Source organism: Nitrospiraceae bacterium (assembly GCA_020632595.1).
Lineage (GTDB): Bacteria > Nitrospirota > Nitrospiria > Nitrospirales > UBA8639 > Nitrospira_E.
In genome coordinates this window covers 85,150-100,675 of sequence record JACKFF010000008.1, presented here as the reverse complement: position 1 = coordinate 100,675, position 15,526 = coordinate 85,150, and the positions used below count along the sequence as shown (strand labels likewise).

At 49.7% G+C, this 15,526-nt stretch carries 8 protein-coding genes and 1 pseudogene; 3 read left to right on the top strand and 6 right to left on the bottom strand.

The genetic code is table 11. The features are described 5' to 3' along the window. Positions 1-74 precede the first annotated feature (74 nt). The 5 genes from rfbF to H6750_14585 form a co-directional block, all read right to left on the bottom strand. The gene (gene rfbF, locus H6750_14605) at positions 75-851 is read right to left on the bottom strand and encodes a glucose-1-phosphate cytidylyltransferase (GenBank protein ID MCB9775538.1); all 777 of its coding nucleotides are present in this window, start codon (positions 849-851) and stop codon (positions 75-77) included. 218 nt (positions 852-1,069) lie between these two features. Then, the gene (gene lhgO, locus H6750_14600) at positions 1,070-2,275 is read right to left on the bottom strand and encodes an L-2-hydroxyglutarate oxidase (protein MCB9775537.1); all 1,206 of its coding nucleotides are present in this window, start codon (positions 2,273-2,275) and stop codon (positions 1,070-1,072) included. A gap of 795 nt (positions 2,276-3,070) precedes the next feature. Next, complete coding sequence (locus H6750_14595; protein MCB9775536.1) at positions 3,071-3,592, bottom strand: transcription/translation regulatory transformer protein RfaH; 522 nt, start codon at positions 3,590-3,592, stop codon at positions 3,071-3,073. 368 nt (positions 3,593-3,960) lie between these two features. Next, the gene (locus H6750_14590; protein ID MCB9775535.1) at positions 3,961-4,569 is read right to left on the bottom strand and encodes an IS3 family transposase; all 609 of its coding nucleotides are present in this window, start codon (positions 4,567-4,569) and stop codon (positions 3,961-3,963) included. After that, complete coding sequence (locus H6750_14585; GenBank protein MCB9775534.1) at positions 4,517-4,687, bottom strand: transposase; 171 nt, start codon at positions 4,685-4,687, stop codon at positions 4,517-4,519. The genes H6750_14590 and H6750_14585 overlap by 53 nt, the downstream gene beginning before the upstream one ends. 949 nt (positions 4,688-5,636) lie before the next feature. Between H6750_14585 and H6750_14580 the strand changes: the two genes are divergently transcribed. The 3 genes and pseudogenes from H6750_14580 to H6750_14570 all read left to right on the top strand — a co-directional run bounded on the left by H6750_14580 (position 5,637) and on the right by H6750_14570 (position 11,920). Beyond that, positions 5,637-6,524 carry a tetratricopeptide repeat protein gene (locus H6750_14580; GenBank protein MCB9775533.1) on the top strand — a complete coding sequence of 296 codons (888 nt, stop codon included), beginning with the start codon at positions 5,637-5,639 and terminating at the stop codon, positions 6,522-6,524. 66 nt (positions 6,525-6,590) lie between these two features. Continuing rightward, on the top strand, positions 6,591-10,826 hold the full coding sequence (locus H6750_14575; protein ID MCB9775532.1) for a PKD domain-containing protein: 4,236 nt from the start codon (positions 6,591-6,593) through the stop codon (positions 10,824-10,826). 170 nt (positions 10,827-10,996) lie between these two features. Further along, positions 10,997-11,920, top strand: a pseudogene (locus tag H6750_14570) (transposase). A gap of 175 nt (positions 11,921-12,095) precedes the next feature. Here H6750_14570 and H6750_14565 read toward each other — a convergent pair. Next, the gene (locus H6750_14565; GenBank protein ID MCB9775531.1) at positions 12,096-14,354 is read right to left on the bottom strand and encodes an FG-GAP repeat protein; all 2,259 of its coding nucleotides are present in this window, start codon (positions 14,352-14,354) and stop codon (positions 12,096-12,098) included. Between the last annotated feature and the right edge of the window lie 1,172 nt (positions 14,355-15,526).

Here is a 15,526-nt window from a genome sequence, read left to right as displayed (position 1 = left end):
AATGGAAGCGTTTATGTAAAAGGATTCTACAATCGTCAAATTCTCACAGCCCTGAGCAGTAACAGACTAACCACTTAATCGGTCCATATTTTCCATGGGGCATTTTGTGTATCCCAGAGTTCTTCCAAATAGTTTTTTTCTTTCAATGTATCCATACACGACCAGAACCCATAATGACGGTATCCCATCATTTGCCCATCTTTGGTCAGATCTTCCAAAGGTTCTTTCTCCCAGGATGTTTCATCATCACGGATGTAATCTATGGCTTTACCATTTAGCACAAAAAATCCACCGTTTATCCACCCTTCCCCTGATTCAGGTTTTTCATGAAAGTTAGAGATCCTATCTCCTTCAAAGCTGATTCGCCCAAACCGGGCAGGAGACCGTACGGTGGTCACAGTTGCCAATTTTCCATGGGAATGATGAAATTTAATGACAGATTCAATATTGAGATCGGCTACCCCATCGCCATAGGTAAACAAAAATGTTTCATCATCACCCAACCACTTTTTAAGGCGCTTGAGCCTCCCTCCGGTTTGCGTATGCATTCCGGTATCCACAAGATGGATTTTCCAGTTTGGCTGTTTTCCGTCATGAATCGTAGTTTTTCCATTCGCTAAATCAATCGTGAGATCATTATTGATAGCATAGAAATTCAAGAAATACTCCTTGATGACTTCAGGTTTATACCCTAACGCAACAATGAACTCAGTGACATTATACGCCGCATAGACTTTCATGATATGCCAAAGAATTGGTTTCCCTCCGATCTCTATCATGGGCTTTGGTCTTAAAGCCGTTTCCTCAGAAAATCGAGTTCCCAATCCACCTGCTAGAATAACAACTTTCATAATTCTGTCCCTTTTCTTTTTTCTCGCCAATTATACTATCCCAGCTTAGGACAAGGCATAATTACCCAAAGAAAAATGGACAACAGACAAGCTCCCAAGCCAAGCATTTCCTATGTGACAACCTCGTTTTTTCGCTGACATCGGACATGAGGCAATCAAATAAATTCATACCTTCCCTTCCTCTCAGCATGGATTTTCTGCATTAACCATAATGGCTTTTAACCGGTTTTCACTGACGCCTGAATCTTCTCACAGACATATTCTGAAAAAGGGATGGAGCATGTAAATCCAGGAGATACCGCATTTAATATATGCATGGATTTGTCATCTCCTTCAAGGACAAAATCCATTTGAAGGGTCTTCTCCTTCATATTGACCAGCTGTGCTCGTATCCCTGGTCTTCCCCAGGACTTATAGTGTTCTGTCTGCACGCCATCAAGTAAAGCAGAAACCAAAGTGACCAGATGGCCACGGGAGTATTTCCTTAACTCTTCAAAAGCCAATTTTTTAAAGTCAAAATTAGAAAATCCTATAAGATGCATTTGTCTTAAGGTGAGATCCATGCACTCTTGAGCGTTAAAATTCTCAAATCCGGAATATTGTTCACGCCAAAAAGCGGGGATCGCCGTTGGCCCGATCTTCGCTCTTCCCTCCGAAGTAACAGTGACATGGACTCCGAGAAACGGATTCCGCAAATCCGGGACTGGATAAATGTTTGTTCGGATGGCTCCTATTGGCTCATCCGAGTAGAGGTAGAGTCCCTTAAAAGGGAGAATTTTATAATTCTCGGAAAAACCGAAATCTTTTGCAATTTTGTCTGCATACAGACCGGCCGCATTAATGAGATACCCGACTTTAAAGTTGCCAGCTGAGGTAAAAATTCCTTCCTGCGTTTTTTTGAGATACTGAACCCCGCAACGAACCTGTATCCCTTCATGAATGGCATCGCTGGTCATTGATTGCAAAACTTTAGTTGGGTCCACCGTCGATGTTGTTGGAGAAAACAGGGCTCGCTGGCAGGTTTTCACGCGGGGCTCAATAGCTTTGGCTTCCTCCTCGGTAATAGCTTGTAAATCAATGTCGTTTGCTTTTCCTCTCCTGAGAAGTTCGTCAAGAGCTGGGTGTTCGCTACAATCTTTGGCAACAACAAGCTTTCCACACCTATTCATCGGTATCTGCCTGGATTCACAGTATTCCGTCAACAGTTTATTTCCGAGACGTGTAAATTTGGCCTTCAAACTTTCCGGTGAATAATAAAAACCAGCATGCAACACCCCGCTATTCCGACCACTGGCATGAGCTCCACAGTGATTTTCCTTTTCAATAATAGTCACGGACGCATCGGAAAACTGCCGTTTCAGGTGTCGAGCTATATTAATGCCAATGATTCCGCCACCAATGACCAGAAAGTCTGAAGTTTCCATTTTTCACCTACAGCAGATTCGAAAAGTTTGGTTAAGCCTTAAAAACAAAAAGGAATTGACCGTTTGAAAGATGGCCATGACGTTTTCACCATTTAAAATAAAAATCAATCAAGGGGAAAAAATATCGGTACAGCTTTGGCCGAGGTCACTATAGGGGGGGGACGAATTATAAAATAGGTCATCCTCAATCTAGAGGAGACAAAAGGAAGGTTATACGATTTTTCGTCAAACTATCCATTTCATCTTTTTCTAAATTCCTGCCTGGCTTTTCCGGTTTTCCTAAATAAAAATCCGAAACCCAAATGAAATTCTAAAATTATGGCAACTTTCATCGCATTTATTAGTAATGTACAACAATTTCACTACTTGTTTTGGAGTATAAAAAATCAAGCCCTGTTCCCAAAATAGACAGGCTGCCGCCATGCCCAGCCAACTGAGTTAATCTCCTAATCGTCAAGTTTTCGCACTCAAACAAATAACGAAACTATTCAGACTGCAATCAAAAACACAAGTGGAAGTAAACTAAAAAGGGGCTACAAGTACTCTTATTTAATTTCTTAACCGCCTAATCGATCCATGCCCTGAATTAGCTGTTTTTATTACTTAATTCTTGCGACTACTTAGCCCATTACTTTTATATGTTTTTTTTAAACATGAAACCAAACCTAAGGAAAAATCGAGGAGTATAATTACGTATTAGGAGAAATCTATTGGCTAGATTTGCTGATTTGTCTTATTTCAACGCATTTATTCTCGAAATGGCCAAATTGGCCATTGCAAGCCTCATAAGTCTCATTACAACACTACACAGTCGCGATCAAGGACCATACGACCTTGAAATGCAACGGTTTTCATAAGGAGGACGACTCGTTGCCTCCCATTCAGCTCAAGGTCAAAAATTGCCTCAAAGCCACGAAAGGGCCCTTTATGAATACGAACTATTTGTCCAGATTCCAATGAAGCTGAAAGGGGTGGGTTTACAAACCTATTGTGAACTCTCTCCCTAATTGAGTCAATGATTTCTTCTTCCACTACTGCTGGTTCCGGGCCAAACTTGACCACCCTCAGAACCCCCTGAGCATAAGTCACTTTCCGGTATCCAGTCTTTATATTAAATCTTACGAATAAATACCCTGGAAATAATATTTCCCCTTCAGTTTGAGCTTTACTTCGAGTCGCTTTCAACTCCCGTAAACGTGGGCAGAAAGTCTCAACGCCCAACAATCGTAGGTTCAATTCTGCCAGATCTTCCTGACGGACCTTACTTTGAACGAGATACCACCGCGAATCGGACATTATAGTTTTTGTTCCTTCCATCAGAGCATACCAGAAAATTCAATTAACTCAACGTCTTACTCAAAGACATTTTTTTGATATGGCATAAAACAACCCGGAATGTATTTTTCAATCAATATTAGGCGTTTGAACCTCATAGGCATGACTGTGTTTAAATTGAAATCGTCTCAACAATTGTAATTGTCTCTGTTTTCTGAAGTTTTGGAGCGGATAAATATAGAGATCCTGAGGCCTCCAATTTCTTCAGCAGTTCGGTATAAGGCCCCGGGCGACAAGACTCCGAATTTTGATCTGTGGTAAGCCCATGGCGGGGCTTTTAGAAAGTCTGGAACAGACGCGAACGCTTTGTGGTTTTCCTTTCCAGATTTTTTGGTGGTCTTCCCGCGGTTTCACGGACAGGTTAAAGAAAACTTTTGAGAGTATTGAGAGTATTGCTCCATAAAATTTCTTGGGGTCAGGCCTTGAATAAAAGAGTGGGGCCGTCGGTGGTTATAAAACCGTTCGATGTAATCAAACACATCAGCTCGGGCTTCCGCCCGGGTTCCGTATTGCCGTCGTTGAACTCGTTCGCGTTTCAATGAGCAAAAAAAACTCTCCGCCACCCCATTATCATAACAGCTCCCCACGCCGCTCATGCTACTCACAATCCCATGTGCCTGCAGGAAGGCTTGAAACTCCTGTGCGGTATTCTGCGTGCCTCGGTCGGAATGGAGGATCACTGTCTCCGGACTCCGTCGTTGCCACACGGCCATCAGGACGTCGTGCATGACCAGGTCACGTCCCAATTGTGGCTGCATCGACCACCCAATCACTTGCCGAGAAAATAAATCCAGGACCACCGCCAAGTAGAGCCGGCCTTCTTGCGTGGGAATATAAGTGATATCGGTCACCCATTGGGTATTTGGAATTGGTGCGCTGAAGTCCCGAGCGAGCTGATTGGTGATTTCAGCCTGACGCTTTTCGAACTTCCGCCGCCTCCAGCGCTTGGTAGCGGGAATGCCCCCGCAAGCCCTCTCGGCGCATTAACCGAGCAATGCGATGTTTGCCACACCCTTCGCATTGCCTGCGCAACACCCGCCAGATCTTCGGGCTCCCATAGCCCCCAGCCCTGTCCACATGGATGGTGCGAATGTCGGTCGTCCGGTGCTGCCAGTCTTGAGCTCAAGGGCTCAGAGATCGGTGCTGCCGGGAATAATACCTAATAGGGGAAAGTGGAGTAGCCGACACATCAGACGCAAAGAAAACATGGGGTGATAACGGTGAATCATAGGATCCCTCACCGGAGGGTCTTGGAGAAGAACGCTGCCGCCGCTTTCAAAACATGCCACTCGCGAGGAGGCCAAGGCCAATTCAGATTTGAGGCGAGCCAACACTTGCCCATGAGGCATGCCCATGCCTGGCAAAGCTTTCGTCCCTCGCCGGCCGGCCTCCCGACCCCACCGGCCTGTTTGCTCTGTTGAAAGCCTTCCTATTTAACCCCTTGCCTCTAACTTTCTCCGTGATTTCATAGCACACCTCCTTGCCGAGCAAGAGGCTTTTCAGATGTGTCCGGAAATTTGGGTGAAGGCCACAATTAGATATAACGTGCCAATTAAGCTAAATCTTTTCGTCTAGCTGTAAACCGCTGCTTTGGCCAATGACGTCACTGAGTCAACTGGGACAAATACCCCTTCTTAATTTCAACACAAGTCAATTAGATAGGGCAAAAGAGGCATTGCGCAGGAATTACTTATTTTAGAACAGTATCACCTCCTAAACTTGGCTTCTTTTACGATTTATAATAAGCTATTTACAATTTGATTCTTGCATTATTCCAAGAAATTTTCATTCTTGGAGAGAGACTCCTGAAATCCATGAAAAATTAATCGCAGACTCTACCAAGTTACCAAACGGCTCCAATTCGCCAGAAACCCAAGGAGAAGCTATACACTTAGTAGGAGGAACGCAGATGAACAAGATGACACCAGTTCCCAATATAAGACAGGAAAGAATCAAGCCTGTTAAGGAAAAAATAGGCCAGACGGTTAGGGATCCACAGAGATCTTGCATCGGGGTAATGGTCTGTTTGGCGCTAGCAATAGGATGCTTTGGTTTTGTCCAGCTGGCCGCTGCCCATGGCGGACTTGATTCGGAGATTCAAGAAATCACCGAGAAATTGGTCAAGGACCCAGATAATGTGGATCTGCTAGTTCGTCGTGGGCAAGTCTATCGGTCCAATGGAAAATACATCGAATCCTTGCTTGATTTAGAACGGGCCTGGCTTCTAAACCGGGAGAACCGCACTGTCGTCTTACAACGCGCACTGACTCTCTCCGCCTTGGGCCGTGACAAGGAAGCCGAAAGCGCTTTAGATTATTTCCTTCAGGACGAGTCAGACCCGAAACGGGTCTTTGCCTTGGCTGAACGCGCGAACATTCATGCACGCAACGGCCAAACTGAACAGGCCATTACCGACTTTACGTCAGCTATTCAGTTGCAACCTACAATTGAGCTATACCTTGTTCGGGGGAAACTCCAGGAATCCTTGGGAAAGCTTGAGGATGCGGTGGCAGGATATCAGGATGGTCTTGCCAAGCTGGGAGATGCCATCTTACTAAAAAAAGGCCTCATTCGTGTACGGATGGTTCAAAAACAATACAGTGAAGCGCTAGCCTTGGTAGACGAAGAGATAGCTAACTCCTCAGTAAAAACATCCTGGCACCTCAAACGAGCAGAAATCCTTGATCATATGGGTCGACCAGACGAGGCCAAACTCGCCAATGAACAGGCATTAGCTGAAGCCAATCGGGTACTGGGAAAACGCCAGACAGCCATGCAATTGCTTGCCCGCGCTCAAGTTTATCAAGCTATGGGTCGAATTGAAGAGGCTAAAAATGATCTCCGTGTGGCTATTAAACAGACTCCGAATTTTGCCGAGGCCAATGACCTTCTAAGAACATTAGAGAGCCGATAGACCCTCACCACCTCCCCACCAAAAAGCGAACACTTGGAAATTAAAAAAAAGTCAGAATGGTTTATAGTGGCACTTGGGTGTGCGCTAATTATGCTGGTGGGCGCTGTTGTGCCAGCCGCCGCCGCTGTAGTGCGGCAACCTTACCTGCAGCTTGTCACCCCCACCTCCATCACGATTGTCTGGCGTACCGACCTGAATTCCGGGGACAATAGCCAGGTCAAATACGGCACGGTATCCGGCTCCCTGACCCAAACGGCCACTGGCACGGCGGTCACCCGGTCCGGGCTCAACGTCAAGGATCACATTGTTACCCTTACGGGCCTGACGGCTGCTACGAAATATTTCTATAACGTCGGCACCGCAACCGACGGGATACAAGGCGGTGGCACGACCAATCACTTTTTTGTCACAGCACCCCCCGTCGGGTCGGCTACGCCTATTCGAGCATGGGTGCTGGGTGACTCAGGCGAAAACAGTGTCAACCAACGGAATGTGCGGGATGCGATGCTCACCGAAACCGCACTGAATCCCCCTGTTCCCAACCTAATCCTGCACATGGGAGATATCGCGTATGAAAGCGGTACCGACGCGGAATTCACCACCAAACATTTTGCGGTCTATCAAGATATTCTCCGCCAGACGCCCCTCTGGCCGACGTTAGGTAACCATGAGGCCCTGTCGGTCACGACCTCATTTGGCATTGGTCCCTACTACGAAGCCCATGTCCTGCCGAGCAGCGGCCAAGCGGGGGGGGTGGCCTCCGGTACTGAGGCCTACTATGCCTTTGATTATGCCAACGTGCATTTTATTGTGCTAGATTCGATGGACAGTAGCCGGGCCCCGGGCTCGCCGATGGTGACTTGGTTACAAAATGATCTGGCTTCGACGGGGCAAGAGTGGATAGTGGCCTTCTGGCATCATCCACCTTATTCAAAAGGCCACGACTCGGATAATGTCAACGATTCCGGAGGACGTCTGGTCGACATGCGGGAGACGATTCTCCCCATTCTAGAAGCTGGTGGTGTTGATTTGGTCCTCTCGGGACATTCGCATGCCTATGAGCGGTCCTATTTGATTGATGGCGTCTATGGCTATGGTACGGCGCCCAACTTTGCCACCCCATCATTCACTACGCTTCAGGCTGATGGCCATATTCTTGATGCGGGAGATGGTAATCCCTCTGGCACAGGAGCGTATCAAAAAAGTGCCGGGGGTGTTTCGCACGAGGGAACGGTCTATGTGGTCGCAGGGCATGGGGGTAAAAGCATCGAAGCCACTGGATCCCATCCGGTCATGACAGTGGTTGACCTGGCTTATGGGTCGGTACTCTTGGACATTACGGGCAGCAGCCTCACGTTTCGGAATTTGCGGGCAGGTGGCGCCATCACCGACACCGTGGGCATTCAGAAAGGTGTGCCGCCACCCTCTCCTTTAACCATTTCGAACCTGACCGTGGCCAGCGGGCAAGCGTATGTCGTGCCTACTACGGGCCTCCAAGCCGGGGGCACCGTCTATATCGACCGCGCCTATACGTTTACCACAGTCCCTGTCAGCGTGCAGGGTGCCGCATATATCCGAACCGCCAACAATGATAAAGCGGCGACCAATGCCGCCTTTCTCAGCTTTACGGTTAATCAACCCGTCTCCGTGTCGGTCGCCCATGACGTGCGTCTCACCCCTAAACCATCGTGGTTGAACACCTTTACGGATACCGGTACAAATCTGGTGACCTCGGATACAACCCTCCGCCTGTTTACCCGGTCCTTCCCGGCTGGGACCATTACCCTCGGGGGTAATGCGGGTAGCGGAGGCAGCATGTATTCGGTCATTGTCCAACCCCAGGGCGGAGGAGGACCGGGTAACCAAGCCCCAAATGGGGTCATCAACACCCCAACTGGGCCTCAGACCATCCAGGTAGGTCAGACCGTCACCTTTACTGGAACGGGCACTGATCCTGAACCGAACCTACCCCTTACGCATCGATGGACCTTTGGGGCCGGCTCCGGGATTGCTGATCGCACGGTAGAAGATCCCGGCGCCATAACCTTTACAACCGCCGGGGTGTTTACGGTGACCTATACGGTTACCGATGGCCTGGGGTTGGCCGACCCCACCCCCGCGACTGTTCAAGTGACGGTCCAGACGCAAGGAACAGGCTTTACCGCCTACAATGACCTCGCCTGGGGCACCGGACAGCTCGAAACGAATATCACAAAGATCACCTCACCCATCGGAAATTCAGGCTTACCCAGCAGCGGCATACTCAAAGATTTCACCACTGGCCTCGAAACCGGTGTGACCCTGACCGTGACGGGAGGCGAATTTATCGGAAGTGGCCAAGCCACTCAGGGTGCCAACCCTAACATGGGAGACGCCTTTACCATCTTTAATGGGAAAGTCAGTACTCTTGGCGTTATCTCCTACGTCAATCAAGTCGACAACTCGCTCCTGTTGACCTTTAACGGGCTCAATCCGAGTAAGACCTACGATTTGTCATTTTTTGCTCATCGAGATTCTTACGGTTGGGATCGGGCCTCACTCGTGACTCTTTCCGGGCAGGACGCGTTTACCAATACAAGTTCGGTCGCCAGTGATAATCCCAGTGAGCTCGGTGGGGTAATCTTCTCCGGCCCCTCTGATACCTCGACTCGTCTACCATCGGACAATGATAAGGGATATGTTGCGCGATTTAGCAATATTGCGCCAGGCAGCGATGGAATGGTAGCGCTCACCATTAGCTTCGATGGAAACGTCGCCAGCCAATACACGGGTAAATATGGCAGTGCAATCCGGCTGATGGAGTCCGACAATGGAGGAGGACCGGGTAACCAAGCCCCTAACGGGGTCATCAATACCCCAACTGGAACGCAGACCATCCAGGTGGGCCAGACCGTCACCTTTACTGGAACGGGCACTGATCCTGAACCGAACCTACCCCTTACGCATCGATGGACCTTTGGGGCCGGCTCCGGGATTGCTGATCGCACGGTAGAAGATCCCGGCGCCATAACCTTTACAACCGCCGGGGTGTTTACGGTGACCTATACGGTTACCGATGGCCTGGGGCTGGCCGACCCCACCCCCGCGACTGTTCAAGTAACAGTGTCTGGCACACCACCACCCTCTCCTTTAACCATTTCGAACCTGACCGTGGCCAGCGGGCAAGCGTATGTCGTGCCTACTACGGGCCTCCAAGCCGGGGGCACCGTCTATATCGACCGCGCCTATACGTTTACCACAGTCCCTGTCAGCGTGCAGGGTGCCGCATATATCCGAACCGCCAACAATGATAAAGCGGCGACCAATGCCGCCTTTCTCAGCTTTACGGTTAATCAACCCGTCTCCGTGTCGGTCGCCCATGACGTGCGTCTCACCCCTAAACCATCGTGGTTGAACACCTTTACGGATACCGGTACAAATCTGGTGACCTCGGATACAACCCTCCGCCTGTTTACCCGGTCCTTCCCGGCTGGGACCATTACCCTCGGGGGTAATGCGGGTAGCGGAGGCAGCATGTATTCGGTCATTGTCCAACCCCAGGGCGGAGGAGGACCGGGTAACCAAGCCCCAAATGGGGTCATCAACACCCCAACTGGGCCTCAGACCATCCAGGTAGGTCAGACCGTCACCTTTACTGGAACGGGCACTGATCCTGAACCGAACCTACCCCTTACGCATCGATGGACCTTTGGGGCCGGCTCCGGGATTGCTGATCGCACGGTAGAAGATCCCGGCGCCATAACCTTTACAACCGCCGGGGTGTTTACGGTGACCTATACGGTTACCGATGGCCTGGGGCTGGCCGACCCCACCCCCGCGACTGTTCAAGTAACAGTGTCTGGCACACCACCACCCTCTCCTTTAACCATTTCGAACCTGACCGTGGCCAGCGGGCAAGCGTATGTCGTGCCTACTACGGGCCTCCAAGCCGGGGGCACCGTCTATATCGACCGCGCCTATACGTTTACCACAGTCCCTGTCAGCGTGCAGGGTGCCGCATATATCCGAACCGCCAACAATGATAAAGCGGCGACCAATGCCGCCTTCCTCAGCTTTACGGTTAATCAACCCGTGTCCGTATATGTCGCCCATGGCGATCGTATTATCCAGAAACCTTCGTGGTTGAACACCTTTACCGACACTGGCGAAAATCTGGTGACCTCGGATACGACCCTCAGCCTGTTTGTGCGAACCTTTCCCGCCGGCACCATTACCCTCGGGGGTAATGTTAGCGGGGGAAATGTCGGAAATAATTTGAGTATGTATTCCGTCATCGTCCGGCCCCAGAACACATCTCCGTAAACCGATCGTTTCCAAGTCTCACAACAATAACAAGAAATGGGATCATCGTCTGTGGCTGCCTGAACCAAATCCCGCAATCATTCAGTGACTGACCGGTACCCCGTTTTTCAGACCGAAAGATAAGCGAGTTTCTGGCATAATTCTCCCGAGAAGGGAAAGGAGAAGATGCCATGAAACGAAAGCGTTTTTCGGTGGAACAAGTCGTTGCGGTAATCAAACAGGCCGAGGTGGGCACTCCCGTGACCGGCCTGATTCGCACAGTGGGGATCACGGAGCAGACCTTCTATCGGTGGAAGAAACGGTATCAGGGGATGGAATCCGACCAAGTCCGAGAACTCAAACAACTCCAAGAAGAAAACATTCGGCTGAAACGGGTGGTCGCGGATCTGACCTTGGACAAAGTCATGGTACAGGTTGGCCTCGCAAAAAAGTTCTAACGCCCTCGCGGAAAGGGCCGATGGCACGTATCTCTGTCAGCAGTATGGAGTCAGCACCCGAGGGTCACGTCGGACGCTCCGACTGAACCGACCCACGCACCAATATCAGCGTCACCGAGATCCGTGCACCGCGTTACGCGAGTGGGTGCGGGAACTGAGTCAACCCCGGGTGCGGTGCGGCTATCGTAAGATAACCGTGTTCCTCAAGCGCGAGGGCTACGCGGTAGGCCGGAAATTGGTGTATCGCTTGTATCGAGAAGAAGGGTTGACGCTACATCCGCGCTCACTCCAGCGTCGCAAGGCCGTCGTGACCAGACGCGAGGCGAACAGGTGGTGACGGTGCTGAATCCTATTCTGAAAACCCGGCCAGCGCCGAAAACCTTACGCTGTGACAATGGTAGTGGTAGTGAATTCCCGAGTCAGATCCTGGACCTGTGGGCCTATCAGCATCAGGTCAAGCTGGATTTCTCTCGCCCAGGGAAACCGACCGACAATGCCTACCTTGACTCGTTTAACGGGACCCTACGGAGAGAATGCTTGAATACGCAGTGGTTTGTATCCCTGACGGACGCGCAGCAGCAATTGAACACATAGCGCCAGGAGTACAATGTGCGTCGGTCTCACAGGGCATTACACGATTGGACGCCAACTGAATTCGCTAACAACCATGCGGCAAAAGGTAGGATGGAGGAAGTTAAACCAGCCAGCAATCTCGCCTTAAACCTGGTCTAAAGAGGGGGCCTAGCAGTAGTCACAGCACTCCAGCTCTTGATGGCTCGACAAATGGGTGCAGTACAAGTTTTCACAAGCCAGGAAACCCGCAATGCTTGGGCTATTGAATTTGCCAATCCAGAGCCGTAGTAGCGGGATAGCCCGTTGATGTTATGGTCGCCCCATTCATTAACCATACCGCTACTGTTCCACTACCCGTATTATGCCAGACGAGGTCGGCCTTCCCATCGCCATTGAGATCGCCTATCTGCTTAATCACCCAATTCAACGAGACACTCCCTGGAAAGCCGGTCGAGGTGACAGTCGCCCCATTCATGAACCACACTGACACCGCACCTGAGCTCGCATGGCGCCAAACAATGTCGTCCGTGCCATTCCCATTCACATCTCCCACGCCTGCAATTTGCCAGGCTAAGGAGCCACCAGATGGAAAACCCGTCGACGAAATAGTGGCCCCATTCATCAGCCACACCGCCACGGCCCCCGTGCTGTTTTTACGCCAAACGAGGTCGGCCTTCCCATCACCATTGAGATCGCCTATCTCCTTAATCACCCAATCCAACGGGACACTACCTGGAAAGCCGGTCGAGGTGATGGTCGTCCCATTCATGATCCACACCGCCACTGCACCACTGCTCGTATTTCTCCAGACGAAGTCCGCCTTCCCATCGCCATTGAGATCCCCCATTCCCGCGATCTGCCACACTAAAGGCGCCCCGGATGGAAAACCCGTCGACGTGATGGTTGTCCCATTCATGAACCACACCGACACTGCACCACTGTTTGTATTTCGCCAGACGAGGTCGGACTTCCCATCGCCATTCAGATCGCCCCCTTCGGCAATTTTCCAGGATAAAGACGCCCCGCCTGGAAAGCCGGTAGAGGCAATATTAACACCATTCATGAGCCACACTGCCGAAGCCCCGGTACTGGTATTCCGCCAAACAATATCCGATTTGCCGTCGATATTAAAATCCTGCGCGGCAATGGCACCACTAGAATTTTTGACAATGCCCACGGTGTCGGTGATGGCGCCACCTGCCCGCAAATTCCGAAACGTGAGGCTGCTGCCCGTAATGTCCAAGAGTACCGACCCATAAGCCAGGTCAACCACTGTCATGACCGGATGGGATCCAGTGGCTTCGATGCTTTTACCCCCATGCCCTGCGACCACATAGACCGTTCCCTCGTGCGAAACACCCCCGGCACTTTTTTGATACGCTCCTGTGCCAGAGGGATTACCATCTCCCGCATCAAGAATATGGCCATCAGCCTGAAGCGTAGTGAATGATGGGGTGGCAAAGTTGGGCGCCGTACCATAGCCATAGACGCCATCAATCAAATAGGACCGCTCATAGGCATGCGAATGTCCCGAGAGGACCAAATCAACACCACCAGCTTCTAGAATGGGGAGAATCGTCTCCCGCATGTCGACCAGACGTCCCCCGGAATCGTTGACATTATCCGAGTCGTGGCCTTTTGAATAAGGTGGATGATGCCAGAAGGCCACTACCCACTCTTGCCCCGTCGAAGCCAGATCGTTTTGTAACCAGGTCACCATCGGCGAGCCCGGCGCCCGGCTACTGTCCATCGAATCCAGCACAATAAAATGCACGTTGGCATAATCAAAGGCATAGTAGGCCTCGGTGCCGGATGGCACTCCCCCCGCTTGGCCGCTGCTCGGCAGGACATGAGCCTCATAATAGGGGCCAATGCCAAGCGATGTATTGACCGATGGCGATTCGTGATTGCCAAGAGTGGGCCAGAGGGGCGTCTGGCGGAGAATATCTTGATAGACCGCAAAATGCTTGGTGGTGAATTCCGCGTCGGTGCCGTTTTCATACGCGATATCTCCCATGTGCAGAATAATATCGGGTGGATTTGCCGCAGTCTCGTTCAGCATCGCATCCCGCACATTCCGTTGGTTGACACTGTTTTCGCCTGAGTCACCCAGCACCCATGCTCGAATAGGCGTAGCCGACCCGACGGGGGGTGCTGTGACAAAAAAGTGATTGGTCGTGCCACCGCCTTGTATCCCGTCGGTTGCGGTGCCGACGTTATAGAAATATTTCGTAGCAGCCGTCAGGCCCGTAAGGGTAACAATGTGATCCTTGACGTTGAGCCCGGACCGGGTGACCGCCGTGCCAGTCGCCGTTTGGGTCAGGGATCCGGATACCGTGCCATATTTGACCTGGCTATTGTCCGCGGAATTCAGGTCGGTACGCCAGACAATGGTGATGGAGGTGGGGGTGACAAGCTGCAGGTAAGGTTGCCGCACAATAGCAGCGGCGGCTGGCACCACAGCGGCCACCAGCACGGACAGCAGACAGCCCAGACTGACCACACCAATTTTCTTCATAATTTATAATCCCTAATGAGGTGCGGAAATAGGGCACCCTTCGGATAACCTAAAAAAAGTAAAAAGGAGGATTTATAATTATTAAGGCTCCTCGGGAATCGAGAAACTCTCCTGGCAACAGAACTGGGTTTTTATTGGCATAGTGAATCCAAGACACCGATGCCATTATTACGTGCACTTGATTTTCCCATCCCACAAATTTGGATTTTTTCATTCCTATTGATGTCACCAGATTGTGCATTTTGAATCAAAGGCAACAAAAAGATGCCTAAGTAAATCCCAATAACCGCAGATTTCAAAATCTTAGTTCTTAACCTCGCTATGCGTTTATACCAATAATTATGGAAATTGAAATACCGCAATAAGACTATTAAATTAAGCATATCCCGTGCCAGGGGTATCTCAGATGAGGAATGGAATGAGGTGGAGGGGCAAAATGGTCAATATAGCTTAAGTCTCATTTATATTAAAAAAAATTCAAATGAATTCATTAGAACCGACAGCAATTGTAGACAAAACCTTTTTACCTTGAATTTTATAATAGCCTTATACCCTTTAAACATTAATTTTGGTCCCTAGCACTCCCCCAAGAATCCAAGATTGGTCAATGTACCATATGATAATAAATCCACACCTCCACTCAAACGCTTCATTGAAAGTCCTCAGTTAATTCATGTTTGAGATTTTTCCGAATCTTTTAGCCTGCTATTTTGCATAAGATCATCTTCCCTGAAGCTAGAGTCTAAAACATTTACTTACATTTCAAATGAAAACCTTGCGCAACTTCCTTAGCTTATAATTTTGAATGAATTCTTGATAAAAATCCCCAATCCCAGGGTTTTCCAAGATAGGCGAAAGTTTCACATGCACAACCACTTACCTGCTTCCAACCTGTAGTGATTTTGGACTATGATAACCCCTCCCGTTAGTTTCTATTTTTCCAGAGATATCCCCCGCACTTGGCTCATCTGCTATAGAATAACCATACCCAACGGATATAAAGCCAAAAAATCAATAAATCCAAAGAGGCCATCATTAATTATATTTCTATGACCGCAGTATATTGTAATTGAAAGCTTCTCCTCGATTTTTATACCAACCGTAAAATCTACTTGGCCTTCTCATTTCTCATTAGCTATGAAAAAAAAATGGAGGGCAGTCTCAAGAGAGGT